Below are 23,094 nucleotides of genomic sequence, written 5' to 3'. Positions count from 1 at the left end.
CGCCGCGTGGGGGAGAGTCCCGCGCGGGAGAGACCCGCGTGGGCGGCGCCTGCGTGGGGCTGTTCAGGGAAACAGCTCCATCGAAGTTGAATAGCTCTGCTTTAAAGGCGAGCTATTTAACTTCGATGCAGCACCAGCAGGAACTCGCGCGCTGCTGCACCTTCAGATGAGGTCGAGGATCGCTGCTGCCGCGGCGTGGGAGTCGTTGAGAGTTGCGGCGTTCGTATTGGGGTTCGCTGCGATCGCCAGCCCCCATTGGACCGAGGAGAGTTGAATGGACAGCGCGAAACGGCGGGGGTGAACAGCGCCCTCCACGTCGATCGTGCGGTAGGGCCGCGGGGTGAGCGCGAGCCCGTTGAGGAACTTCTCGCGGCCATCATCCAAGGTCAGGCGGGCAGGCGTGAGCTGACCGCGTTCGACCATCCCATGCACCAGCACATCGGCTGCCCTGGACACCGCGTTCGTCGGTGAAGCCGCATCGATGACCACACTGCCGGTGATGTCGCCTGCCACCTGCGCCGAGGTGACGGTGAAGATCTGCGGCAAAGGATCCCCGGTTGGAGCCGCGGGCCACCCGCTTGCAGGTGTTGCACCCACGTCCGCAGGTGCAGCGACCTCGGGACTCGCTTCGATGCGCATATCGGGGCCGATGAACTCGACGAGGCCGGCTTCGGCCAGTGCGAGAAGCTCGGCGATGCGCTGCGGGGGAGGACCGTCGCAGATGCCGGAGACGAAGCTTTCGAACCAGCCGCAGATCTCCATGTCGATGCTGACTCGGTCGATGTGGCCGGCCACGATGAGCTCTTTGAGCAGCAGTCGAGACTGCCAGAGCACGGTGAACAGCGATTTCTCAGCGCTGCCCTCTGGCCCGGACAGAGAATCATGAAGGTCGTTGCGGAGGAAGTCGAGCATCCACTCGTGCAGAGAATTGGTCTCCCGGGGGCCACGACTGTCGAACTCTCGACCTTCGAGAGGATTGAGCAGCTCGTGCAGTGACATGCGGTGGGCCGGATCGGGGACGAGGCTCTCCTCGATCTCCGACCATGCGAAGGCCTCACGGGTGACACGACCCTGCCGCGCAGCCTCGGCGCCTTCGTGCTCTCGGGACTCGGCCGCGCCCGTGGCTGCGGAGTCCCCGCTGCCAGCACTGGTCTCGCGCGTCTCGGGGCGGGTCTCCTGCCAGGTGCGCCTGGTCAGGTGTCGGGACACCGCCTCGGCGATGGCCTCACGCAGCTGACCGGGATCACCGGCGAATGCTCCGGGACGGATCCGGGACAGGGTGCTGTAGTAGGCGAGACGGAGATCGGCGAGGATCAGCGGCCACAGCTGGTCGTTGAAGCGCGCACCGGCTTTGCGGTCGCCGTCGAGGTCATCGAGACCGGCCAGCAATGCGATGTTCTCCCGCGTGAAGTAGCGCAGCGGCCACGGTGAGCGCGGGTGGGCCTGGCAGATGGGTTTGCTGCGGTAGGGGACGCCGCGACGGGAGCCGAGCAGCAGACGAGGTTCCTCACCGCTGCGCACATAGCGGAGCTCGCCCGCGATGTCGGGATCCGGGTCGAATCGGCCGCCACGTTCGTGCGTGAACAGGGTCTGCAGATCGAAGTAGTTCAGGCCCATGCCACGGACGATGACACGGTTGCCAGGGGCCACCTCGGCGACGGGAGCTTCGGCAGGCAGGCCCTGCGGGATGTAGAGCCCGCCGGAGCGCTGCGCGAAGGCCGCGAGCCGGGCACGCTCATCGGTCTGCGCACTGGGAATATGGCCGACGGCGAGGACGACGGCGGAGGCGATGATGGCGGTGCCATCCTCACAGCGAACCAGCTGCGGCGGCACGGTCTCGGGATCCGCGGACGTGTGGCCGAAAGGTTCGACCGGCGGGAGATCGATGACCGATTCGACCTTCGTGGGGTGCTCGACGATCTCGATGAAGTCGGGTGCCATGTCGCGGATGCGAGCGTAGGCATCACGTAGATAGCGGCCGTAGAGAGTCCGGCTGGGGAACGTCGCGTCGACGGGATCCGTTCCACCCATGTCGCGATACCACTGCGCCATATCGGGGCCGAAGCGATCGGACGCGGCGCCGGAGTCCGCAGCAGTTTCGGGGGAGACGAAGGAGCAGCTGGAGTCGGGGAAGATCGTCTGTTCGGCAATCGTCGTGTTCATCAGCAGCGTCTCGGGCTGATCCGTGCGCCAGACGATGCCCGCACCCGGAGGGTAGGGGTCGATGAGGTGAATGACGATCGCGGGCGGGGTGTCAGCACCCACACCAGTACCAGCACCGTCGCCGTCGGCGCTCGAGAACCGTTCGGCGGCGAGGGCGACGAGCCTCTCGAGGACCGAGAGTCCTCGCGGTCCGGCGCCGATGATCGCGACCGAGTGGGCCTGCGAGTCCAGGCTTTCGGCGCTCGAAGCGCTCGTCTCAGCTGAGCTGCTGGTTCCTGACCATGGTGAAGAAGTCGTCACCCTTCATCTCCGGCTCCCGGGCCTGGATAGCCGGGGAAGTCGTCGCCGGGCTTGAAGCCCTTCGGGTAGCACTTGCCTTCGGCGTTGGGCTCGCCGGGCTTCGTGGTCTCGGTGGGCTCGCCGCCCTCTTCTTCGGCGGGCTGGTCCTCGGCAGATGCCTCCTCCGAGGGAGACTCCTCCGAAGGTGCCTCCTCGGCGGTGTCCTTCTCCTCATCCGTGGTCGGCTTGTTCGTCGGTTTCGCGGTCTCTTCGCCATCGGACGCGCCCTTGACCTCGCCGAGGATCCACTTGTGGAGGACGTCGAAGTCGGGGTCGTAGGTCGGGGTGACGTCGTTGTTGATCTGCACCGTTGTCACGTCGCCCTTCTGCATGGCGACAGCGAGTTCGATGAAGGCCGGGACCTCGTTCTGCGGGATCGAGGTGGCGATGTTCTGAGTCGCTGAGTTCGCGAGCTTCGGATACGCCGTCGCGAGTTCGCGCGGATCGATCTGGTCGAGGGTTGTTTTGATCATGCGCTGCTGACGGCACATGCGGTCGTAGTTGTCGCTGCCTTCACGCGACCGGACGTACCAGAGTGCGTCCTTGCCTTTGAGTGTCTGCGGGCCCGGGTCGACCCAGCCGTAGACCTCGTTGGCGACTCCAGACATCGATTTGCCGCCGCCCATCGGGATGGGACGTTCGACGTCGATCTTCACACCGCCGATGGCGTCGACGACGTCTTCGAACCCGGCCATGTCGACCGCAGCCCAGTAATCGAGATTGAGGCCGAGTGAACCCTCGACTGCCTGCATCGTGGTGAACATACCCGGCTCCAGGCCATGGGTGTCGCCGATCTTGTCCTTGTTCTCCTCGCCCCACTGCCAGACGGAGTTGATGAGGTCGACCGAGGGTTGGCCCGTGGGCCGAAAGCCGTCGGGCCAAGCCTTCTCCAGTTCGCTGCCTTCGGGGAAGATCGGGAACGCGAGGTTACGCGGCACTGAGATCAGGGCGGTGTTGCCTGTCTTCGTGTCGATGGAGGCGACGAGCATGGTGTCGGGACGTGTGCCCTCGCGGTCATCGCCGTTGTCGCGGCCCATGAGGAAGACGTTGATGTAGGGCTTGTCGGCCCAGAGGTCCTCGGCGCTCTTGGAATGTCCTGTGCTGTCGCCGAACAGGCTCGAGACCGTATCGCCCTGGACCCGGGAATAGACCGAGCCGACGCCGAAGGGAATGCCGATGATGAGCGCCAGAGAGACGACGAGCACGCCGGCCAACTTGTTCTGCCACGAGGTATAGCGGTGCCCTTTGCGCAGCCCGAAGTGGGAGATCACGATCACGAGGATCCAGATCACGCCGATGACGGCGAGGACGATCGCGAGGAAGGTCAACATCGTCGGACTTGAGACGACGGTGCCGAACGCGCGGATCGGTCCCTTGATGAGGACGTAGACGAGAGCGACGAGGAAGGTGAGGACGAATCCGCCGAGCAGGATGAAGCCCAGGGGACGGAAACGTGTGCGCAGCAGCCCGATGCCCGGGAGCAGCGTGCTCAGCGAGGTCCAGCCGACAAGGCTGGGGAAGGCTTCCCCGACTCGTGAGGAGTGGCGACGTGCGCGCGGAGCCTCGTCCGCGGACGCTGCCTCGGCCTCGCGGCGGTCCCTGCGCCGTTGAGGTGCTTCCGCTTCGTCGGCGAAATCATGTGCTGATTCCCTCGCCGAGGTGGGGCGGTTGTTCCGTGCGCCGGTGGGCCTGCTGGACTCGGCAGCGAATGTCGCTGGCGCGCCGGAGGAATGCTCCGTTGTGGAGGCGCTGTGGTCCCGGGCCTTGTCATCGTGTGCTTGGGCGGCCGATGCCACACCTGCTGCTGAGGCGCCGCTGGCTCCTGCTGCGCGAAGCATCCGTGCTTCGCGGCGGGTCCGTGGCGCTACCGGGCGAGGTGTCGGTGCCTTCGACTGGTTCTGCTGAGAGTTCGACTGGTTCTGTGCTGAGGACTTCTGTGCTGAGGACGAGTTCTGAGACTGTGCGGGCCTCCGGCCGGACTGTGACTGAGCTCGTGACTGCGACTGCGACTGTGACGGCGTCTGTGGCTGCGATGTCGGGCGGAGCGAATTGGATCCATCGTCACTGGCTGTGGCATCACCGCGGAATCGAGGACGAGAAGAAGCGCGGAGCCGATGACCAGCAGGGCGTGAATTGGGGTCGTTCCCATTCGGCCCGTGCTTGTCAGGGGGAATCTCTGGCAAGTTCTTAACTCCTCATAAATTACGTCTCGTGCTATATGCGTTGCTCACGATGCAGGCCATCGGCGCGCATCGTGGACGATGTCAGCGCAGGGGGCACCTCCGTAGCATCGTTCCCGAACCCGTCAGAGAGCAAACCGCAGAGCACTTCAGATCGATTTTACGCTTGTACATTGATGAATGCTGGAATTCGCGTGTACGTGAGCATGGGAGTCTGGTCGCCATCCCCTTCTATTCGGCGATCCACCCCTGAGATGATTATGATCAAGGCCACTCTTTGCCCGCACATTTTGCTCTTCGCCATTGGTTTCGCATAGGCTGTTCCCCGTAGTGCAAACTGCAGATTCGACGCTCTCTTCGCAGAGTGGCATCGAGTCAGTATTTGGAGTCGTGGCTGAGCGGCCGAAAGCGTCACCCTGCTAAGGTGAAGTCCCTTGAACTGGGGACCGAGGGTTCAAATCCCTCCGACTCCGCGTTGTTCGAAACCCCCGTCTGACCAGGTGAACACTGGGCAGGCGGGGGTTTTTCGTGCGCTCGCTCCCGCCGCGTGCCTAGGCTCACGCCAGACTCCCACTCACACTGGCATCCAGACTCTGGTGTGATCGGCCCCGATCCTTTAGGCTCAGGATTGTCAGTCAATCCTGTGTTGGCTGACATTTGCGTCTACGAGAGGGCAGTGTCATGAAGATCTTGGTGGTCGGAGCAGCAGGGCACGTCGGAGGAGTTGCTCGAGCCGAACTGGAAACCCGAGGGCACCAGGTCATCGCAGCCTCGCGGTCGACAGATCCCGGAGTTGATACCTCGGACCCTGAATCGATCGCTGCGCTGCTCAAGGCCGTCGGGCGAGTCGATGCCATCGTCGTCGCGGTCGGTGCCGCGGCATTCAAGCCGGTCACCGAACTTTCGCGTGAAGACTATCTGGAGGCCTTCACATCAAAGGCCCTGGGGCAGGTCGAATTCGTCACGCAGGGCCTCGACTACCTTAATGACGGTGGTTCGATCACTGTCACCACCGGTGTGCTCAGCCGGGAGCCTGTGCCGACTGCCGCTGCGGCAGCATTGGTCAACGGCGCCGTCGAATCGTTCGTCATCTCCGCAGCACCTGAGCTTCCGCGCGGCATCCGGATCAACGCGGTCAGCCCCAATGTGCTGGCGAACTCCCCGCACTTCCACGACGCATTCGCGGGAATGGTCCCGGTTACTGACGAACAGGTTGCTGCGGCCTTCGTGCGCTCCGTCGAAGGAAACGTCACCGGCAGGGTTCTATCTGTCTGACCCAGTCCGTGATTCGACCGAACTCAACAATCGATACCGATCAGGAGGCGTCGGAGTGGACTCATCGAAATCAACGAAGAATACCGTGGGACGCCCAACGGCAGGCACGTCGGCATCGCAGGCCCCGCTGGACTCTTCCTCGAGCGCGGCACGGACTCCTGCGTCCAACACGGAACGCAGGCAGCGCGTCGTCGATGCAATCAAAAGGCGGATCATCCTCGGCGAGATCCGCCCGGGCCAACGCATCATCGAAGCAGAAATCACCTCTTCTCTCGACGTGAGTCGCCCCACCGCTCGCGAGGCGCTCAATCAGATGGCCAGGGACGGCTTTCTCATTCAGGAGGCCTATCGGGGCCTTCGCGTGGCCGATATTGAGGCCGATTCCCTTCTGGAGATCGCTCGAGTCAGGGTCGCCCTCGACACGGAGGCGATCAGCGAGATTCTCGCCGACCAGTCTGGGCAGCGCATGGCCGTGCTGGAGGCGGCATGGCGGAAGTTCGAGAAGGCGACAGCGGGATCGGATCCGCTGGCTCTTCACGAGGCGCACGTGGAATTCCACCGGGGCATCTGGGAAGCGGCGGACAACTATCTGCTCATGCGCATCTGGCCGGTGATGGAGGCCCAGATGACCATCGTCTTGGCCTATGACCAGTTCACCCGGACGAATCCCGCACGGGCTCATGCCATCCATGCGGCACTGATGCGCGCGATTCGCACCGGCGATCCGGCGCAGATCCGCACTGCTCTCGACGTACACACCATGGACAGTGCGCAGGAGCTGGCACTGCTGGCTCCCGGCTCGGCTGAATGACCGGTCCCGAGGCGTGATCGGGGGAGTCGCTCCACCCGTGGTGGAGGCCGTCAGGAAACTCTGTGCCGAAGAGCATTGACGCGGTCAGATCGAGTGCGTAGCGTAAACCTCAGGGGGATTGTCATACAATCCCTGCGGCCTGAGGCTGCGGCCAGCGGCGGTCGCAGTCGACACTGAGGGAGACCTGCATGAAGGTAGTCGTTGTCGGTGGTGGAGTGGTCGGGCTGACCAGCGCCTATGAATTGGCGAGTGCCGGCTGTGAGGTCACCCTCCTCGAAGCAGGAAAGTGCGGCGCCGGTGCATCCCACGGCAATGCCGCAAAAGTGGCGCTGGCGGAAAGCACTCCGGTGCCAGGGCCTGGTGTCTTGCTGCAAGGCATCAGATGGATGCTCAGACCCGACAGCCCCCTGTCGATCAAACCGTCCGTGGCCCCCGGCTATCTGAGCTTCCTGCTCCGCATGGCCCGGCACTGCAATGCCCGGGACTTCGAGGCCGGACTCGACGTGCACCTGCGGCTGGGAGAAGACGCGAATGCGCTCTTCGACGACTACCAGCGCCAGGGCATCGATTTCGAGATGCATGCTCGAGGAGTTCTCCTCGCCTTTGAGACCACCGCTCGATTCGACGAGCACAGGCAGACATTGCCAGCCTTCGCCTCGGCCGGACATATCGGCGAAGAGCTTCACGGTGATGACCTGCTGGCAGCAGAGCCGGCCCTGAGCGACCGCATTCGCCATGGAATCTACTTTCCCTCCGATCGCCAGATAGAGCCCGACTCCCTGACCCGCGGACTGCTGGGGAAGTTGAGCGAGCTCGGAGTGAAGGTGTGCGAAGGAGTCAGTGTGCGCAGCTTCGTGCGCACCGGTGACACAGTGACTGCGGTCGTCACCACTGATGCGGAAGTCATCGCAGCCGATGCCGTCGTCGTGGCTGCGGGTGTCCCGACCGGCGCACTCGCGTCTGAGCTCGGAGGCAGGCTGCCCATCTACTCCGGCAAGGGGTACAGCATCGACTACTCTCCGGCGCCGATAGAGCTCAGAACCTCCCTGACTCTCGAAGACACGAGAGTCGCAGTCACTCCGCTCAACGGCATGCTGCGTCTGGCGGGAACGATGGAGTTCGGCAGCCGCAATGACGATGTCAACGACATCCGCGTCGAAGCCATTCGCCAAGCCGCCCGCCAGTCATTCCGGGACTGGGGCGAGAACCCGACCCGCGAGCGAGCCCCATGGGCGGGCTCACGGCCGATGACACCGGATGGGCTTCCGGTGATCGGCGGTCTGGGAACCGCGAAGAACGCCTACATCAATTCCGGGCACTCGATGTTGGGGCTGACCCTGGCCCCAGCCTCGGCGAAAGTGCTTACCGACATCATGCTCGACCGCTCCTCCAGCCTCAGCACCGATCTCCTCGCGCGGATATCGCCGCAGCGATTCTGATCGCCTCACCCCGCCGTTCGACGCCGAACGACGAACACCAGTTGAAAGGCCACCACCATGACGACCACCTTCACCGGCATCTACGCCGCGTGCATCACCCCATTCAGCTCTGATGGTGCCGAGATCGATATCGCCGGTATCTCAGCTCAGGTCGAGCACATGATCTCCAACGGTGTCCACGGTCTGGTTCCGGGCGGCTCGACCGGAGAGTTCACGGCTCTCACGGTCGCAGAGCGCAAGGCCTGCAACCGTGCGTACATCGAAGCCGCCGCCGGGCGCGTGCCCGTGGTCGCCGGCACGGGGGCACTGTCGACAGCAGAGACCATCGAGCTCAGCCGAGATGCCGAGGAAGCCGGAGCCGATGCTCTGATGATCGTGCCTCCCTTCTACGACACTCCTTCATTCGAAGAGATCCTCGTGCACTATCGGGCGATCTCGGACGTCGTCGACATCCCGATCATGTTCTACAACATCCCGGATGCCACAGGCCTTGAGCTCAGCGCCGAAGAGTTCGGACGTCTTGGTCGGGAAGGAAGAGTCGCGAACTTCAAGGACACCAGCGGCGACTTCTCCAAGTTCACCTCGGTCTACCTGAACCACTCCGACGACATCCAGCCCATCAACGGCTGCGACACGTTGACCTTCGCCGCACTGGCACTCGGAACCGGTGCCGGAGTGTGGGGAGCCGCCAGCTTCATTCCCCGCCTGTGCACCGATCTGTACTCTGCGCTGGCTGTCGACGTCGACATGCCCCGGGCGCGGGACCTGTGGAAGAAGATCCATCCGATCTGCGTCTTCCTCGAATCCCACAGCTACGCCTGCGGGGTGAAGACCGGGGTCGAGCTCGTCGGGCTGCCGGCAGGACCGGCACGTGGACCGATTCTGCCGCTGGCCTCGGAGCATCGTGAGGAGCTCCGAGGTCTCCTCACCGCAGCAGGCCTCGACACCGTCGCCTGATCGTCTAACGCGGTCTGAATAGGGGAGGGACACAATGACCAACAGGCAGCTCATCCAAACAGTGGACGTTCACGCGGCGGGAGAGCCGGGTCGGGTCCTCATGGGTTCTGGCCTGCGCGTCAAGGGCGAGACCATGGTCGAACGTCTTCGCTACTGTCGGGACCACCTCGACGACCTGCGCACCCTGATCCTCCAGGAGCCGCGCGGATATCCCGGGCTCTGCTCACCGCTCATCGTTCCCGCAGCAGATCCCAGCTGCGACTTCGGCATGATCGTCATGGAGCAGGGTGGGTTTCGACCCATGTCGGGTTCGAATCTCATCTGTGCAGTCACGGCACTCATCGAAACGGGCGCGATCGACGTCAGCGAACCTGTCACCACACTGCGCGTGGACACGGCAGTCGGAGTCGTCACGGTGCGGGCACAGGTCGAAGATGGTCGGGCCGCACTGATCACCTTCGACAATGTGCCGTCCTTCGTCCATGGCCTTGACCTGCCCTTGGACGTCCCCGGCTACGGCACGATTCCCGTTGACGTCGTCTTCGGGGGACAGTTCTACGTCCAGACCTCTGCCGAGCACCTCGGCGTCGAGCTCGAACCAGCCAACGCCAAGGAGATACTCAGAGCCGCAGCAGCGATGAGGAAGGCCGCCGATGATGCCTTCGACGTCGTCCACCCGCTCATTCCCGAGATCGACTCGATCGATCTGCCGATGATCCACGGGCCGGCACGCAGCGAGGGCACGCACGGCCGCAATGCAGTCGTCCTGCCCAACGGCGAGGTCGACCTGGATGACCCGAGCACCTGGTCGGGCACCTTTGACCGATCACCGTGTGGAACCGGGACGAGCGCACGCGTGGCGGCGAAATTCGCCAGGGGAGAGCTGGCCATCGGGGAGAAGTTCGTCCACGAGTCGATGATGGGCACCACCTTCACCGCCGAGGTGAAGGAGACAGCAACCGTCGGAGACCTCCCCGGGATCATCCCGACGATCAGGGGCCGCGGATGGATCACCGGATTCCACCAACTCGTTCTCGAAAGTGACGACCCGTTCCCCGTCGGCTACACCGTCGGCGACATCTGGGGACAGGGCATGGGTCGAATGACGGCCGAAACCGCCGCCACAGACCGCTCGACTGCAAAGGAATAACAGCATGGATCTCGACGGCCGCACCATCCTCGTCACCGGGGCCGCCGGTGGCATCGGCTCGGCGATCACCGCAGCTTGCGCGCGACTGGGCGGAATCGTCATCGCCGTGGATCGAGTGGAGGTGCCTCACGATCCATCTCTGACCGCCGAGGTGGCAGCTCGGGTCACGTCATATCCGGCCGATATCTCGACTGCGGACGGCTGCACCGACCTCGTGACCCGGGTGCAGGAGCGCTTTGACTCCATCGACGGCCTGGTCAACTGTGCCGGAGTGATGCGCAGAGGTTCCCTCCTCGACATCGGTGAGGACGATTGGGCGGCGAGCTACTTCGTCAACGTCGACGCCGTCATGCGTCTGTGTCGCGGGATCCTGCCGATGATGATCGCGGCGCAGGCCGGCTCCATCGTCAACGTCGCCTCCCAATGGGGTCTGCACCCGGCGGGCGGGCACATCGCCTACAACAGCTCCAAGGCCGCGGTCGTCTCGTTCAGCCAGAGCCTGGCGCGTGACTACGGTGGCGAGGGGGTGCGGGTCAACGCCGTGTGCCCTGGTGAGATCCTCACTCCGATGCTGCAGCAGAAGCTCGATACTTCGAATATCGCCGAGGCGGAACTCGCCGAGTCCATCCCCTTGGGCCGGCTGGGACGCCCCGCTGACGTTGCGGAGCTGACGACGTTCCTGCTCAGCGATCGAGCATCGTTCATCTCCGGCGCCGCGATCGAGATCACCGGAGCCCAACGGGTCGGCTGATAGGCCACATCGGGCGCGACGGTGATTCGTCGGGCTCACTGATAAAGGAGGACAGCATGAGCGTCGAAGCAGCTCGCCCACTGGCAGGAAGGCGAGTCCTCGTCACGGGAGGATCGAAGGGCATCGGGGCAGCAATTGCCAGAGCCGTCCACAGAGACGGGGCGACGGTGGCGATCCACTTCAACTCCGACGAAGCCGGTGCCCGTGACCTCGCTGCCGAACTCGGTGACCGGGCATACCCAGTCCTTGCTGACCTGGCACGCCCCGGGGCTGCCAATGGTCTGTGGGCCGCGGCGGGCGAGACTCTCGGCGGCGTTGACACCCTCGTCAACAATGCTGGCGCCTGGATCCCCTCACCGCTCGCCGACGCAGACGAATGGGAACAGGGGTGGGAGGCGAACCTGCAGCTCAACCTCATCGCTGCGGCGGACCTGTGCAGGTGCGCGCTCCTTGATTTCCCCAACCTCGGCGGTGGCGCGATCGTCAACGTCACGAGCCGTTCGGCTCATCGCGGTGACGATGCAGAGCATCTCGCCTATGGTGCTGCCAAAGGGGGACTGCTGAGCCTGACCAAGGGCATCGCCCGGAGCTTCGGTCATGCCGGTGTCCTCGCCTATGCGATCGCTCCGGGATGGGTGGACACCGGACTTGCAGCCGGGGAGATCGACGACGAGGCGATCGCCGAATTGCCGCTGCGTGAAGTCACCCCGCCAGAAGACGTCGCCGAACTCGTGGCATTCCTCGTCTCCGGACGGTCCCGGCATCTGACCGGTGCGACTCTCGACATCACCGGAGCCGACTACGTGCGCTGAGGTCCGAACTCAGCGCACGCAGGCAGCACCGCTTCAGAACCGAACGGCGCTTCAGAACCGCACGGCGTCGATGAACTTCTTCAGCTCCGGGTCCTCTGTCTTGTTGAACGCGTCGTCTGGAGTCGCATTCACCGCGATCTCCCCCTGATGGAAGAAGACGACCCGGTCAGCGGCCTTCGAAGCGAACGCCATATCGTGCGTGACCAGGGCAACGGCGATGCCCTCCTCTTCTTTGAGCCTGCGCAGGACGTCGAGAACCTCGGCCGCCACCGGCGGATCGAGGGCACTCGTGATTTCGTCGCAGAGCAGAAGCTTCGGGCGCATCATCAGTGCACGGGCGATCGCCACTCGCTGCCGTTCACCACCGGAGAGCTCGCTGGGGCGGGAGTGGATGTGGTCGGACATCCCCACCTCGGCGAGGGCCTGCTCTGCTCGCTCCAGCGCTGCTGACTCCGACATGCCCAGCCGTTTGCGCGGGGCCAACGTGAGGTTCTTGAGCACATCCATGTGCGGCCACAGGGTGTAGCTCTGGAAGATCATGCCGACGTGGGAGTCGACCTGCTTCCATGCCGGAGTGCGTTTGGCGTCCTCGAATACGACCTCGCCGTCGAACGTCATCGTGCCGGCGTCGGGGTCGGTGAGTCCGGCGATGGCCCGCAGAAGCGTGGACTTGCCCGATCCCGACCTGCCGATGATGACGGTGATGTCACCGGCCAGCATGTCGAAGTCGATGCTCTTCATGACCTCACGGTCTCCGAAGCTCTTCTGCAGTCCGCGGCAGGAGACGAGCACATCGCCGGACTTTGCGGTGATGTCCCTGTGCATCCCGGTGTGGGCAGTCGTGTTCTCGCTCATGGTTTGACCTCGACTTTCGTTCCGGGTGCCATCTGTGCGGCCAAGCTCCTCTTGCGAGTGCCTCTCACATTGCCTGTGGCCATGAGGTTGCGCTCGATCTTGCTCAGGATGAGCGAGGCCGGGAACGCGATGATGAAGTACATGAGCGCGGCGACGGTGAGGATCTCCAGTGCCCGGTAGGACTCGGTGGAGATCTTGTTCGCGGTGAACATCAGGTCTGCCACAGCGATCGTCGAGACCAGTGCGGTGTCTTTGAATATCGAGATATTCAGAGACATGATCACCGGCAGCTGCTGTTTGAGCGCCTGCGGGACGATGATGTGGCGAATCTGCTGGAACCGAGTCAGCCGCAGCATCTTCCCGGCCTCCACCTGTTCGGGTGGGACCGATTGGAATCCGCTGCGGTAGGCCTCTGCCATGAAGGCTGTGAGGTTGAGGGTGAGCGCGATGATCGCCGAGATCGTGCCGGGGATGGTGATCCCTGTCAGGGTCGGCAATGCGTAGTAGACCCAGAACAGCTGCACCAGCAGCGGCGTGCAGCGGAAGATCTCGATGTAGAGCTGGGCGAGCCAACGCACTACCTCGATATTGGACATGCGCAGCAGAGCCAGCGGGATGGCGATGATCATACTGAGCACGATGACGATGACCGCGATCTCCACGGTCAGGAGCAGGCCTTCGAGCAACCGTGGGAAGTTGTTCGAGACCACGCTCCAGTCGAACGTGTAATTCATGGGAATTCCCTTCTACCGGGGGCGAGGTCGATCACTTCATTGCGAGATCGCCGAGGTCGTCGGCACTCACGACTCCCGCCTTTTCCAGCGCGGCATCGAAGGATCCGTCGTTCTTCGCGTTCTGGATTGCGATGTTGATGACCTGCAGGGAGCGAGGATCGATGTCCGCGCTGACTCCGTAGTTCGAGTCGCTCTTGAAGATGACGGGCTTGGGGCGCACGATCTTCAGTGACTTGTTCTTCTGCGCGGCGTCAGCCAGAGTCGGCAGATCGCCGAACGCGGCGATGGCGCGGCCCGATTCCATCGCGGTGACCGACTGCGGGATCGCCTCGGCGTTGACGATGTCGACGCCGAGGTCGACGACCCGTCGTTCGTACGAGGTGCCCGTTGCCACGGCGACCGGCTTCTTCTTTTTGAGGATGTCCTCGGTGGACTTCAGCCCGGAGTCAGCCTTGACGATCCAGACACCTTCATAGGTGTAGACAGGGTCGGTGAACTGAATGGCCAGGGAGCGCTCCGAGGTGGCGTCGAGGTAGGCACCGACGTCGAACCTGTCGGCCTGCAGGCCGGAGACCATCTTTGACCATTCCGCTGCGACGGGAGTGAACTTCACTCCCATCTCATCGGCGAGGTTCTGCAGCGGCAGCACATTCGGCCCGCCCATCTTCCCGTCCTTCTGCTCTCCGGTCATCGGGGGAGCCGACGCGATTCCGACTCGGAGCTCGCCTTGGTCCTTGATCTTCTGGATCCATGCGCCGTTCTCGGTGCCCCCGGCACTGCCTCCGGACCGGAGTCCAGCTCCGAAATAGCCGCCCGCCAGCGCGAGTACGATGACGGCGACGATTGCAATGATGATTTGACTTGTCTTGGACATCTTTGTCTCTCTTCGTCAAAATGCCGACCCTGCTCCGGGTCGACCCTGCACGGTATGGCGGGGCCCATCAGGATGACGGACAGACACAATCCTCCCGCCGGTGTGTCATACAATCGACCATATAGCGACTTCTGCGCAATATCGAGAGTAGAGCGCAAACTGGACCCGCAAGTGTTACCGAATCACTGATGAGTGCGGTGATCCGCAAAAGTCAAAGTTTTGGGTTGTCAGACAATTTCAGGCTGATTCAGTGTGCCGCGTCGGCACGGTGAGACGTTTTGCGGACTCGCTGGCCTCAGCGCCTTACCGGTTTGTGCGCAGCCACAGAATGGCGACGTGGAGCGCGGTGCGCGATTCTGCGTCCTCCAGCGAGACGCCAAGCCTGCGCTGCAATCTGTCCAACCGCGCATAGAGCGCCGGCCGGGACAGGAAGCCGCTGCGGGCCAGTGCTGACTTGTTCCCGCCGTGTGCGAGGAACTGTTCGAGAAGACCGAGCATCTCCTCGCCATCGGACTGACCTCCGGGCTGACTTCCGGACTGGTTCCCAGGCCGATCCCCTCGCCCACTGGGGGCTTCGAGCAAGGGAGCAAGTTCTGCCTCTGCGAAGGCTCGAACACTCGGATCATCGTGCAGAGACGAGAGCAGTCCACGCAGCCTCACGTCGGAGAAGCGGTAGTACTGGCGTTCCCTCAGCTCGAGAGTCGAGGCGATCTCGGCCACCTGGGTCGCGGACTCGAGCCCGGCAGCGGAGTCGATGAGCGACTCGCTCATGCGTCCGACGCCGACGGTGGTGCCGTCAGCGGGAATCTCAGCGATGAGCCGCTGCAGGGTCGTATCGACATCGACACCGGCAGGCAGTGCCAGCACAACCCCGAACGATCCCGACTGGAGTCCGGCCGAGAGCGTCGAGCAGCGATGGGCGCTCGCGGCAGACACGAAATCACGATGCAGTGACCGCTCGCGCAGCTGGAGGGTCGTCGGATCGGTGCTCGGGCCCCGATCGATGCGCACGACCAGAGGAATCATGCGCCCTCGCGGAGCGAATCCTAGATCTGCTGCCCTGGCCCGGACCTGCTTTTCGTTGAGGTCTGTCGATTCGATGATCTCGCGCACCAGCCCGCCCTGGGCCTGGACGAGGAGGTCCTGTTCATCACGCTCAGCCATTCGTGCCAGTGTCAGAGTCTGCGCAGCACGCTCGATGACCTGCGCAGCCTCCTCATCTGACCTCAGGCGACTGGGCGCCAGCAGACGCCCCCACCTGCGATCCCGCAGCCCCACCGGGGTCTGCAGCCACCGCTGCCCCTGTTCGCGTTCACGTTCAGGGCCACCGGCCTGGGCGAGCACACGATGCCCGACATCTTCTAGCAGCACAGGGGTGCCCAGCAGCTCCGCAGTTCGATTGACGATGTCCTGGGTTCCAGCGCTCTCGAGGCTCAGCTGCGTGAACACCTCGTGGACCGTGCGCGCATGTTCGACGCGAGCGAGCTGCCGCTTGAGCAGCTCCTGGTGAGCCAGCTCCGTGACGCGGACGAATTTGATGCGGCGGCGCAGGACCACGATCGGAAGCTCTCGACCCTGAGCTGCCCTTCGCACGTTCTCGATCGCGGCCTCATCGGGCCTGCCGTCGTCATGGATGAGTTCGATGACCGCGCCGGCGGCCGAGGCTGATTCGAGCTGATCGAAGAAGGTTGCCGTCGACTCCAATGAGGACCGGTAGGACATTCCCGTGCTGAGGACGAGTTCGCCGCCCTCGAGGAACTGGGCGACATTCTCCGAATCGGCGATGTGGACCCATCTCACGACTCGTCCCACCTGGTCGCCACCGGACACGAGCTCGGGCTCGCCAAGGCGAATCTCCTCAACGTCGAGCAGGCTCGCGAAGGTCAGATCCGGTGCTGGCTGCGACCAAGCCTCCATTACGTCACTCCTCTGTGTGTTCTCGAAATCATGGTGTTTACACAGTGTAAATCGAGCCAGGGAAACGTTGACAGGGTGTCCATAGTGAATCGGGTTCGACTGACCCACCATTGAAGGATCAGGGTCACCTCAACGGTCAGACCCACCTCGGCGATATGGGATGAACTGCGAAAGGACGGCACAGCATGACTGTGATGAACGCGAACGAAGACGTCGACCGCGAGGTCGTGGGCACAAGCGATGCGGGTACGGAGCCTGTTGAGACCCAGAGCCACGACTCTCGAACGTTCACCGCGGAAGAGCTGAGTGCCGGTCAGCAAGCTCATGATCTGGACCGGGCACACGTCTTCCATTCCTGGCAGGCGCAGGGTCCGTTCACCCCGATGACCGTGCTGGCAGCCGAAGGGCCCTATGTCTGGGACGGGGAGGGGCGGAAGCTGCTCGACATGTCCTCGCAGCTGGTGAACACGAACATCGGGCACCAACACCCGAAGGTCGTCGCCGCGATCCAGGAACAGGCGGCGAAGCTGTGCACCATTGCGCCTCAGCACGTCAACGATGCTCGGTCCGAAGCCGCCCGGCTCATCACCGAAGTCACCCCCGGCGACCTCGACCATGTGTTCTTCACCAACGGTGGTGCCGATGCCAACGAGCACGCAATCCGGATGGCGCGCCTGCACACCGGACGGACCAAGGTGCTCTCCGCCTACCGCAGCTATCACGGAGGCACTCAGCTGGCCGTCAATGTCACCGGTGACCCGCGGCGCTTCGCCAACGACTACTCGGCAGAAGGCATCGTCCACTTCATGCCCGCCTACCAGTACCGCTCCTACTTCGGGGCGACGACCGAGGCAGAGGAGACGCAGCGGGCGCTGCAGCACCTCGAGGACATGATCACCTTGGAAGGGCCGTCCAACATCGCCGCGCTCATCCTCGAGACCGTGCCCGGAACGGCCGGAATCTACGGGCCGCCGGCCGGGTACCTCGAAGGGGTGCGGGAACTGACATCGCGTCACGGCATCGTCTTCATCGCCGACGAGGTGATGGCCGGCTTCGGGCGGACCGGAGCCTGGTTCGCCGTGGACCATTGGGGAGTGACACCGGACCTGCTGACCTTCGCCAAAGGCGTGAACTCGGGCTATGTGCCCCTCGGCGGAGTCGCGATCTCCGATGACATCTTCGAGACCTTCCGCGACCGCGTCTACCCGGGCGGACTTACCTACTCGGGCCATCCTCTGGCCTGCGCGGCCGCGGTGGCGACGATCACCGCCATGCGCGAGGAAGGCATGATCGGCAACGCCGAACGCCTGGGTCGCGACATCATCGGACCCGCACTGCACGAGATGGCGCAGCGCCACCCCTCGATCGGCGACATTCGCGGAATGGGATGCTTCTGGGCCGTCGAACTGGTCAAGGACCGAACCACCAGTGAGCCGATGGCGGCCTACGGCGGCAGCTCACCGGAGATGAACCGGGTGATCGCTGCGATGAAGTCAGGCGGGGTGCTGCCGTTCGCGAACTTCAACCGGATCCACGTCGTACCGCCGCTGAACACGCCCGACGACGACGTGTGCTTCGGCCTCGAGGTGCTCGACCAGGCGCTGAGCATCGCCGACGGATACGTCAACTGACCTTTTCGGCCCTCGCCGGGTGGACTGTGAACAGCAATACATTCCGCACCTGGTGAGGGCACGTTCGGCCAGCTCAGAGATGAACGCAGAGTGTCGTGAGTGGAGTTCTGTCGAACAGTGGGTGAAGACTCAGGGAATTAGGCGGTAGACTTTTCGCAGATTGAGGTCGCTGCCCGCCAGCTAAATCATCCACGGTCCGAATTGTGTCTACGTTCAAGGTCGCTTAGTGGAAATCATCTTCGTCGTCGTGCTGGTCATCGTACTGGCACTGTTCTTTGACTTCACCAATGGCTTTCACGACACAGCCAATGCCATGGCGACACCGATCGCCACGGGAGCGATCAAGCCGAAGACGGCGGTCACCCTGGCAGCGCTGCTCAACCTTGTCGGAGCCTTCCTCTCCACCGAGGTGGCCAAGACCATCTCCGGGGGCATCATCAAAGAAGGTGGTGGGGGAGTCCAGATCACTCCGGACTTCATCCTCGCCGGCCTCATCGGTGCGATCATCTGGAACATGGCGACTTGGCGCTTCGGCCTGCCGTCATCGTCCTCGCACGCACTGTTCGGTGGACTCATCGGTGCCGCAATCGTCGGCGCCGGTCTCAACTCCGTGGACTTCGGCGTGTTCTTGTCCAAGGTGGTCCTGCCCGCACTCGCGGCTCCGATCATCGCCGGCGTGGGTGCCTATCTGTGCACCCGACTGGCCTACTCCATCACGCGTCGCAACGGCGAGGGCAAGACCGCTCACCGGGCGCCGTTCAAATACGGTCAGATCTTCAGCTCCTCGCTCGTGGCACTGGCACACGGGACCAATGACGCTCAGAAGACCATGGGCGTCATCACCCTCGTGCTCGTGTCCGCGAACCTGCAGGATCACGGAACCGGCCCGCACATCTGGGTCATCACCGCCTGCGCGCTGGCGATCGCCTTGGGCACCTACGTCGGCGGATGGCGAATCATCGACACCCTCGGTACGAAGCTCACAACCGTCAAGCCCGCTCAGGGTCTGGCCGCCGAGACTTCGACCGCAGCCGCCATCCTCGCCTCGTCCCACCTGGGCTTCGCCCTGTCGACGACGCAGGTCGCCTCGGGATCGGTGCTCGGCTCGGGACTGGGACGCAAGGGCGCAGACGTTCAGTGGTCCACCGCTGGACGCATCGCCTCCGGTTGGCTGCTGACCATCCCGGCGGCAGGAATCGTCGGTGCTATCGCAGCCGGTGTCGCACACTTGGGCACCATCGGAGTCATCCTCGACACCATCGTCGCCGTCATTGCGGTCCTCTGGATCTTCCTCAGCTCACGCAAAGTCGCCGATCCGGAGATCTCGAACTTCGACACCGTCGGCGAGGCTGTGGGAATTCGCGGTCGTAAGCGCAAGCTGCGCAAGGACCGCAACCGCAAACGCGCCGCTATGAAACGTGCCGCTCGCATCGATGCCCGCGACCAGCGAATTTCAGGCAGGGCGGACGCGAAGTCCGATGCCGGCGTCACTGTCGATACGGATTCAGAACCTGCTTCCGGCTCCGGGGTTGCTTCCACCTCCGATACGGCGGAGACCGAAGTCGACGGGGCCCGCGCGGACAAGGGAGATACGAAATGATCGAGTGGAGCTCATTCCTCATCGTTGCGGTCGCGACCTGGGTGTCGGCAATCGTCGTCATCACGCTCTTCTCCACCGCAGTGCGAATGAGGGCCGTGCACGTCGACCTGGCCGCCGCGGGGCAGAGTAAGCCCCTGCTCAGGGTCGGTTATTGGGCTGTGTTCGGTGTGTGCAGCATCGTCGTGCTCGTCGGCGTCTACCTCATCGTCCCGGCCCTCCACGGAGCGTAGGGCCTGGGGCGTCAGGCCCGGCGGCTAAGACCCGGCGGCTGATTCCAAGCGGCGACTGATCGCGTGGCGCTTGATGCAGAGCCTTATCGCTCCGGCGCCCCACGGCGTCTAGCCCTCGAAAGCTTCTAACTGCACGTCTCGTAATCGAGCGCGTCCCGGACCGTCACTGCTTCACTTCCTCGCTGCCAGCGGCAAGCAGCACCGGTCGTCGCATCCACTACAGTCCGTCGCTTACACAACCGTTAGTTCTGCACGTCCTCCCCGGACCCTCTCGTCCTACAGTTCCTGCGGTGCGCATTAGTGCTCCCGGTACGTGATGAGATTTCTGGCATTGGCAACCAGCCCGGAGCCTCGTCCAGGCCTCTGCCCACCACTTCGAACGGTTTCCGGCTGACTGCCCACCTCAGGGACTGAACCACACGGACCCCGCGTCCCGGCACACGAAAATCCCCCAACCACCTCGGCGATGGTTGGGGGATTCTCTGTCGTTCAGAAGAGTCTCAGAGCCTCAGTGACTCAGGCGAGGCCCAGACGGTCACGCAGGTTGTCGACCTCGGCGCGGAGTTCGGCAGGAACCGAATCTCCGAGCTGCTCGTACCATTCTTCGATGAGTCCGAGCTCGGTCTCCCACTCCTCGGGCTTGATCGCGAGAGCCTTGCGCAGCTGCTCGTCGGTGAAGTCGAGGCCCTCGGTGTCCAGACCGCCCTCAACGGGGGTCAGGCCCAGCGGGGATTCGGCTGCGTCGGCGGTGCCGGTCACACGCTCGAAGACCCACTTGAGAACGCGCGAGTTCTCGGAGAATCCTGGCCACAGGAACGAGTTGTCGTCATCGCGACGGAACCAGTTGACGTAGAAGATCTTCGGCAGCTGGGCACCCTCGGTGTTGCCGATGTCGAGCCAGTGCTGCAGGTAGTCACCGACGTTGTAGCCGATGAACGGACGCATGGCCATGGGGTCGCGGCGAACGACGCCGACGGCTCCGGTGGCGGCTGCGGTGGTCTCCGAGGAGAGCACCGAGCCCATGAACACACCGTGGTTCCAGCTCTTGGTCTCGGTCACCAGCGGCATTGTGGTCTTGCGGCGACCGCCGAAGAGGATGGCCGAGATCGGCACACCGTTCGGGTTGGTCCACTCGGGAGCCAGGGTCGGGACGTTGGCGATCGGGGTGCAGAAACGCGAGTTCGGGTGAGCGGCTGGAGTCTCCGAGTCCGGGGTCCAGTCGTTGCCGCGCCAGTCGGTGAGGTGCGCTGGCTTCTCGTCGGTCTTGCCTTCCCACCACACGTCGCCGTCGTCGGTCAGTGCGACGTTGGTGAAGATGTTGCCGCCGGCTTCGATGGCGCGCATCGCGGTCGGATTGGTGGTGTAGCCGGTGCCCGGTGCGACGCCGAAGAGGCCGAACTCGGGGTTGACGGCGTAGAGCTGGCCGTCGTCGCCGAAGCGCATCCATGCGATGTCGTCGCCCAGGGTCTCGGCCTTCCAGCCGGGAATGGTGGGCTCGATCATGGCGAGGTTGGTCTTGCCACAAGCCGAGGGGAACGCGGCGGCGATGTACTTGACCTCGCCCTCCGGGCTCGTGAGCTTGAGGATGAGCATGTGCTCGGCCAGCCAGCCCTCATCGCGGGCGATCGACGAGGCGATGCGCAGCGCGTAGCACTTCTTGCCCAGCAGGGCGTTGCCGCCGTAGCCGGATCCGAATGACCAGATGGAGCGGTCTTCGGGGAAGTGGGTGATGTACTTGGTGGAGTTGCAGGGCCAGGCGACATCTTCCTGACCGGGCTCGAGCGGAGCGCCGACGGAGTGCACGCACTCGACGAAGGTGCCGCCGTTGGCCACGATCGCGTCGAGGGCGTTCTTGCCCGAGCGAGCCATGACGAGCATGGAGAGCACGACGTAGGGGGAGTCGGTGACCTCGATGCCGAACATGGGCTGGTCTGCCTCAGCATGTCCCATGACGAAGGGGATGACGTACATGGTGCGTCCGCGCATCGAACCGGTGAAGAGAGGCTCGAGGGTCTTCTTCATCTCGGCTGGAGCCATCCAGTTGTTGAGCGCGCCGGCGTCCTTCTCCTCTTCGGAGCAGATGTAGGTGCGGCCTTCCACACGGGCGACGTCCTCGGGGTCGGAGGCCGCGTAGAATGAGTCCTTGGTGCCGGTCAGGCGAACGATCGTGCCGGCTTCGACGAGCTGGTCGGCGATAGTGGCCTTCTGCTCTTCCGAACCATCGACCCAGACGATGTCATCGGGGGTGGTGAGGGTGGCGACCCGGCTGACGAACGACAGCACCGACTCGTTATCGGTCGGTGCGTTCTTCAGCTGGTCAGCGACGACGTCATGGTCGAGGACAGTCATGAGTGGTCTCCTGGTCAATCGGGATTACGGGGTTCTGCCTGGCGGCTGGTACATCTCCACCGTAGGACGCGGGTGACCCGGAAAATCCTGGTTTTGAGTCACGCGAAGATGTGCATTGGATCACAACGGCATCACGAAAGACGCAAATGAGTCATTTAGGTGACGTGTATTTGCATAGTGGTGATCGTTTCTTGCAGAAGTTGTTCCAGCGTGAAAATCGCAGTCCTCGCTCCCTCGCCGAGGTGGTTCTCGGCTCCCGTGAGAGGTGGACTTAACTTCTACCTCTTGTAGAATTAGGGGCAGTCGTCGGCAGTATTGGCGCCTTCGACTTCATTTGAAACCCCTAAGGAGCATCATGCCCCGCACCACCATCGGACTCGGCGTCGTCCTCATCGCCGTCGGTGTCATTGCCTATGTCGCCACCGCCTTTGCCAGCTGGACCGCGCTGATCCCAGCCATTCTGGGTGCAGTCCTTCTGATCTGCGGCCTCATTGCTCTGAAGAAGCAGAAGCTCGGAATCCATATCGCCCTTGTCGTTGCGATCTTGGGTATCTTCGGCACCGCGATGAACGTCATGCAGATCGGCGCACTCATCGCCGGTGAGGCTGAACGGCCCGCCGCAGTGATCACCAGCATCATCACCTTCGTGCTGCTCATCATCTACGTCGTCATGGGCGTGCGGTCCTTCATCGCCGCCCGTCGGTGGAAGAATTCGGCACAGACGGAGTCCGCGCAGCGATAGTCTGCGCGCTGTTGTCGAGTGGGGCCGCCGACTGCCATCGAGGCGGGCGCGGCTCCACTCAACCGAAGTCGCAAATGTGGCGAAGCGCACTCGGCCCGAATTTGAGCTTGAGTGAATTCGGTGTGTATAGTTGTTCGAGTTGCAGGGCGTGAGTCCGAGCGACATGCGCCACTAGCTCAACGGATAGAGCATCTGACTACGGATCAGAAGGTTGGGGGTTCGAATCCCTCGTGGCGCACAGTTAGAAAGCCCCTCACCAGCGGAAACGCAAGGTGAGGGGCTTTT

The 23,094-nt window shown here is 63.5% G+C and carries 18 protein-coding genes and 2 tRNA genes; 13 read left to right on the top strand and 7 right to left on the bottom strand.

Annotation, left to right across the window (positions count from 1 at the left end; translation table 11 throughout):
* Positions 1-162: 162 nt before the first annotated feature.
* Together PGC08_RS17095 and PGC08_RS17090 are read right to left on the bottom strand one after the other, a co-directional pair.
* Positions 163-2,463 carry an FAD/NAD(P)-binding protein gene (locus PGC08_RS17095; protein WP_271708966.1) on the bottom strand — a complete coding sequence of 767 codons (2,301 nt, stop codon included), beginning with the start codon at positions 2,461-2,463 and terminating at the stop codon, positions 163-165.
* The gene (locus PGC08_RS17090) at positions 2,460-4,340 is read right to left on the bottom strand and encodes an LCP family glycopolymer transferase (RefSeq protein WP_069600949.1); all 1,881 of its coding nucleotides are present in this window, start codon (positions 4,338-4,340) and stop codon (positions 2,460-2,462) included. The genes PGC08_RS17095 and PGC08_RS17090 overlap by 4 nt, the downstream gene beginning before the upstream one ends.
* A gap of 726 nt (positions 4,341-5,066) precedes the next feature.
* Between PGC08_RS17090 and PGC08_RS17085 the strand changes: the two genes are divergently transcribed.
* The 8 genes from PGC08_RS17085 to PGC08_RS17050 all read left to right on the top strand — a co-directional run bounded on the left by PGC08_RS17085 (position 5,067) and on the right by PGC08_RS17050 (position 11,877).
* Positions 5,067-5,155 (top strand) — tRNA-Ser (locus tag PGC08_RS17085).
* 208 nt (positions 5,156-5,363) lie between these two features.
* Entirely contained in the window at positions 5,364-5,957 is a 594-nt protein-coding gene (locus PGC08_RS17080; protein ID WP_009882562.1) for a short chain dehydrogenase, read from the top strand.
* A gap of 55 nt (positions 5,958-6,012) precedes the next feature.
* Positions 6,013-6,768, top strand: coding sequence for a GntR family transcriptional regulator (locus tag PGC08_RS17075; protein ID WP_069600948.1), 756 nt, complete (start codon positions 6,013-6,015; stop codon positions 6,766-6,768).
* Positions 6,769-6,956: 188 nt separating this feature from the next.
* Positions 6,957-8,207, top strand: a complete 1,251-nt coding sequence (locus PGC08_RS17070; RefSeq protein ID WP_009882560.1) for an FAD-dependent oxidoreductase — start codon at positions 6,957-6,959, stop codon at positions 8,205-8,207.
* 57 nt (positions 8,208-8,264) lie between these two features.
* Complete coding sequence (locus PGC08_RS17065) at positions 8,265-9,164, top strand: dihydrodipicolinate synthase family protein (protein ID WP_271708965.1); 900 nt, start codon at positions 8,265-8,267, stop codon at positions 9,162-9,164.
* A gap of 34 nt (positions 9,165-9,198) precedes the next feature.
* Complete coding sequence (locus PGC08_RS17060; RefSeq protein WP_069600945.1) at positions 9,199-10,314, top strand: proline racemase family protein; 1,116 nt, start codon at positions 9,199-9,201, stop codon at positions 10,312-10,314.
* A gap of 4 nt (positions 10,315-10,318) precedes the next feature.
* Positions 10,319-11,065 (top strand): SDR family NAD(P)-dependent oxidoreductase, encoded by a 747-nt coding sequence (locus PGC08_RS17055; RefSeq protein ID WP_271708964.1) that lies wholly within the window; start codon positions 10,319-10,321, stop codon positions 11,063-11,065.
* 56 nt (positions 11,066-11,121) lie between these two features.
* On the top strand, positions 11,122-11,877 hold the full coding sequence (locus PGC08_RS17050) for an SDR family NAD(P)-dependent oxidoreductase (protein WP_009882556.1): 756 nt from the start codon (positions 11,122-11,124) through the stop codon (positions 11,875-11,877).
* A 51-nt stretch (positions 11,878-11,928) separates the two neighbouring features.
* On the opposite strand, the gene PGC08_RS17045 is transcribed toward PGC08_RS17050, so the two are convergent.
* From PGC08_RS17045 to PGC08_RS17030, 4 genes are all read right to left on the bottom strand, one after another.
* Complete coding sequence (locus PGC08_RS17045; protein ID WP_009882555.1) at positions 11,929-12,732, bottom strand: ATP-binding cassette domain-containing protein; 804 nt, start codon at positions 12,730-12,732, stop codon at positions 11,929-11,931.
* Positions 12,729-13,466 (bottom strand): amino acid ABC transporter permease, encoded by a 738-nt coding sequence (locus PGC08_RS17040; protein WP_009882554.1) that lies wholly within the window; start codon positions 13,464-13,466, stop codon positions 12,729-12,731. Before PGC08_RS17040 ends, PGC08_RS17045 begins: the two co-directional genes overlap by 4 nt.
* A gap of 31 nt (positions 13,467-13,497) precedes the next feature.
* The gene (locus tag PGC08_RS17035) at positions 13,498-14,340 is read right to left on the bottom strand and encodes a substrate-binding periplasmic protein (RefSeq protein ID WP_096146287.1); all 843 of its coding nucleotides are present in this window, start codon (positions 14,338-14,340) and stop codon (positions 13,498-13,500) included.
* Between the two features lie 303 nt (positions 14,341-14,643).
* The gene (locus PGC08_RS17030; protein WP_271708963.1) at positions 14,644-16,257 is read right to left on the bottom strand and encodes a PucR family transcriptional regulator; all 1,614 of its coding nucleotides are present in this window, start codon (positions 16,255-16,257) and stop codon (positions 14,644-14,646) included.
* Between the two features lie 185 nt (positions 16,258-16,442).
* On the opposite strand from PGC08_RS17030, the gene PGC08_RS17025 reads away from it, so the two are divergent.
* The 3 genes from PGC08_RS17025 to PGC08_RS17015 all read left to right on the top strand — a co-directional run bounded on the left by PGC08_RS17025 (position 16,443) and on the right by PGC08_RS17015 (position 19,718).
* Complete coding sequence (locus tag PGC08_RS17025; RefSeq protein ID WP_009882549.1) at positions 16,443-17,888, top strand: aspartate aminotransferase family protein; 1,446 nt, start codon at positions 16,443-16,445, stop codon at positions 17,886-17,888.
* A 226-nt stretch (positions 17,889-18,114) separates the two neighbouring features.
* The gene (locus PGC08_RS17020; protein WP_271708962.1) at positions 18,115-19,488 is read left to right on the top strand and encodes an inorganic phosphate transporter; all 1,374 of its coding nucleotides are present in this window, start codon (positions 18,115-18,117) and stop codon (positions 19,486-19,488) included.
* Positions 19,485-19,718 carry a hypothetical protein gene (locus PGC08_RS17015; protein ID WP_009882547.1) on the top strand — a complete coding sequence of 78 codons (234 nt, stop codon included), beginning with the start codon at positions 19,485-19,487 and terminating at the stop codon, positions 19,716-19,718. Before PGC08_RS17020 ends, PGC08_RS17015 begins: the two co-directional genes overlap by 4 nt.
* Before the next feature lie 516 nt (positions 19,719-20,234).
* On the opposite strand, the gene PGC08_RS17010 is transcribed toward PGC08_RS17015, so the two are convergent.
* The gene (locus PGC08_RS17010; protein ID WP_009882546.1) at positions 20,235-22,067 is read right to left on the bottom strand and encodes a phosphoenolpyruvate carboxykinase (GTP); all 1,833 of its coding nucleotides are present in this window, start codon (positions 22,065-22,067) and stop codon (positions 20,235-20,237) included.
* Positions 22,068-22,422: 355 nt separating this feature from the next.
* Between PGC08_RS17010 and PGC08_RS17005 the strand changes: the two genes are divergently transcribed.
* Both PGC08_RS17005 and PGC08_RS17000 read left to right on the top strand, forming a co-directional pair.
* Positions 22,423-22,809: a hypothetical protein gene (locus PGC08_RS17005; protein ID WP_009882545.1), complete on the top strand. Its 387-nt coding sequence runs from the start codon at positions 22,423-22,425 to the stop codon at positions 22,807-22,809.
* 165 nt (positions 22,810-22,974) lie between these two features.
* Positions 22,975-23,047, top strand: a tRNA-Arg gene (locus PGC08_RS17000).
* Positions 23,048-23,094: the final 47 nt, after the last annotated feature.

Origin of the sequence: Brevibacterium sp. BDJS002 (assembly GCF_028201555.1) — a bacterium.
GTDB lineage: Bacteria > Actinomycetota > Actinomycetes > Actinomycetales > Brevibacteriaceae > Brevibacterium > Brevibacterium aurantiacum.
The sequence above is the reverse complement of the archived record's forward strand: the minus strand, read 5'-3'. Positions and strand labels throughout refer to the sequence as shown.

What these genes read in the sequence shown, in the direction of transcription:
- PGC08_RS17090 (WP_069600949.1), bottom strand. Translation starts at nt 4,340, where the DNA reads ATGCTTCGCGCAGCAGGAGCCAGCGGCGCCTCAGCAGCAGGTGTGGCA.
- PGC08_RS17080 (WP_009882562.1), top strand. Translation starts at nt 5,364, where the DNA reads ATGAAGATCTTGGTGGTCGGAGCAGCAGGGCACGTCGGAGGAGTTGCT.
- PGC08_RS17070 (WP_009882560.1), top strand. Translation starts at nt 6,957, where the DNA reads ATGAAGGTAGTCGTTGTCGGTGGTGGAGTGGTCGGGCTGACCAGCGCC.
- PGC08_RS17065 (WP_271708965.1), top strand. Translation starts at nt 8,265, where the DNA reads ATGACGACCACCTTCACCGGCATCTACGCCGCGTGCATCACCCCATTC.
- PGC08_RS17060 (WP_069600945.1), top strand. Translation starts at nt 9,199, where the DNA reads ATGACCAACAGGCAGCTCATCCAAACAGTGGACGTTCACGCGGCGGGA.
- PGC08_RS17055 (WP_271708964.1), top strand. Translation starts at nt 10,319, where the DNA reads ATGGATCTCGACGGCCGCACCATCCTCGTCACCGGGGCCGCCGGTGGC.
- PGC08_RS17050 (WP_009882556.1), top strand. Translation starts at nt 11,122, where the DNA reads ATGAGCGTCGAAGCAGCTCGCCCACTGGCAGGAAGGCGAGTCCTCGTC.
- PGC08_RS17045 (WP_009882555.1), bottom strand. Translation starts at nt 12,732, where the DNA reads ATGAGCGAGAACACGACTGCCCACACCGGGATGCACAGGGACATCACC.
- PGC08_RS17040 (WP_009882554.1), bottom strand. Translation starts at nt 13,466, where the DNA reads ATGAATTACACGTTCGACTGGAGCGTGGTCTCGAACAACTTCCCACGG.
- PGC08_RS17035 (WP_096146287.1), bottom strand. Translation starts at nt 14,340, where the DNA reads ATGTCCAAGACAAGTCAAATCATCATTGCAATCGTCGCCGTCATCGTA.
- PGC08_RS17030 (WP_271708963.1), bottom strand. Translation starts at nt 16,257, where the DNA reads ATGGAGGCTTGGTCGCAGCCAGCACCGGATCTGACCTTCGCGAGCCTG.
- PGC08_RS17025 (WP_009882549.1), top strand. Translation starts at nt 16,443, where the DNA reads ATGACTGTGATGAACGCGAACGAAGACGTCGACCGCGAGGTCGTGGGC.
- PGC08_RS17015 (WP_009882547.1), top strand. Translation starts at nt 19,485, where the DNA reads ATGATCGAGTGGAGCTCATTCCTCATCGTTGCGGTCGCGACCTGGGTG.
- PGC08_RS17010 (WP_009882546.1), bottom strand. Translation starts at nt 22,067, where the DNA reads ATGACTGTCCTCGACCATGACGTCGTCGCTGACCAGCTGAAGAACGCA.
- PGC08_RS17005 (WP_009882545.1), top strand. Translation starts at nt 22,423, where the DNA reads ATGCCCCGCACCACCATCGGACTCGGCGTCGTCCTCATCGCCGTCGGT.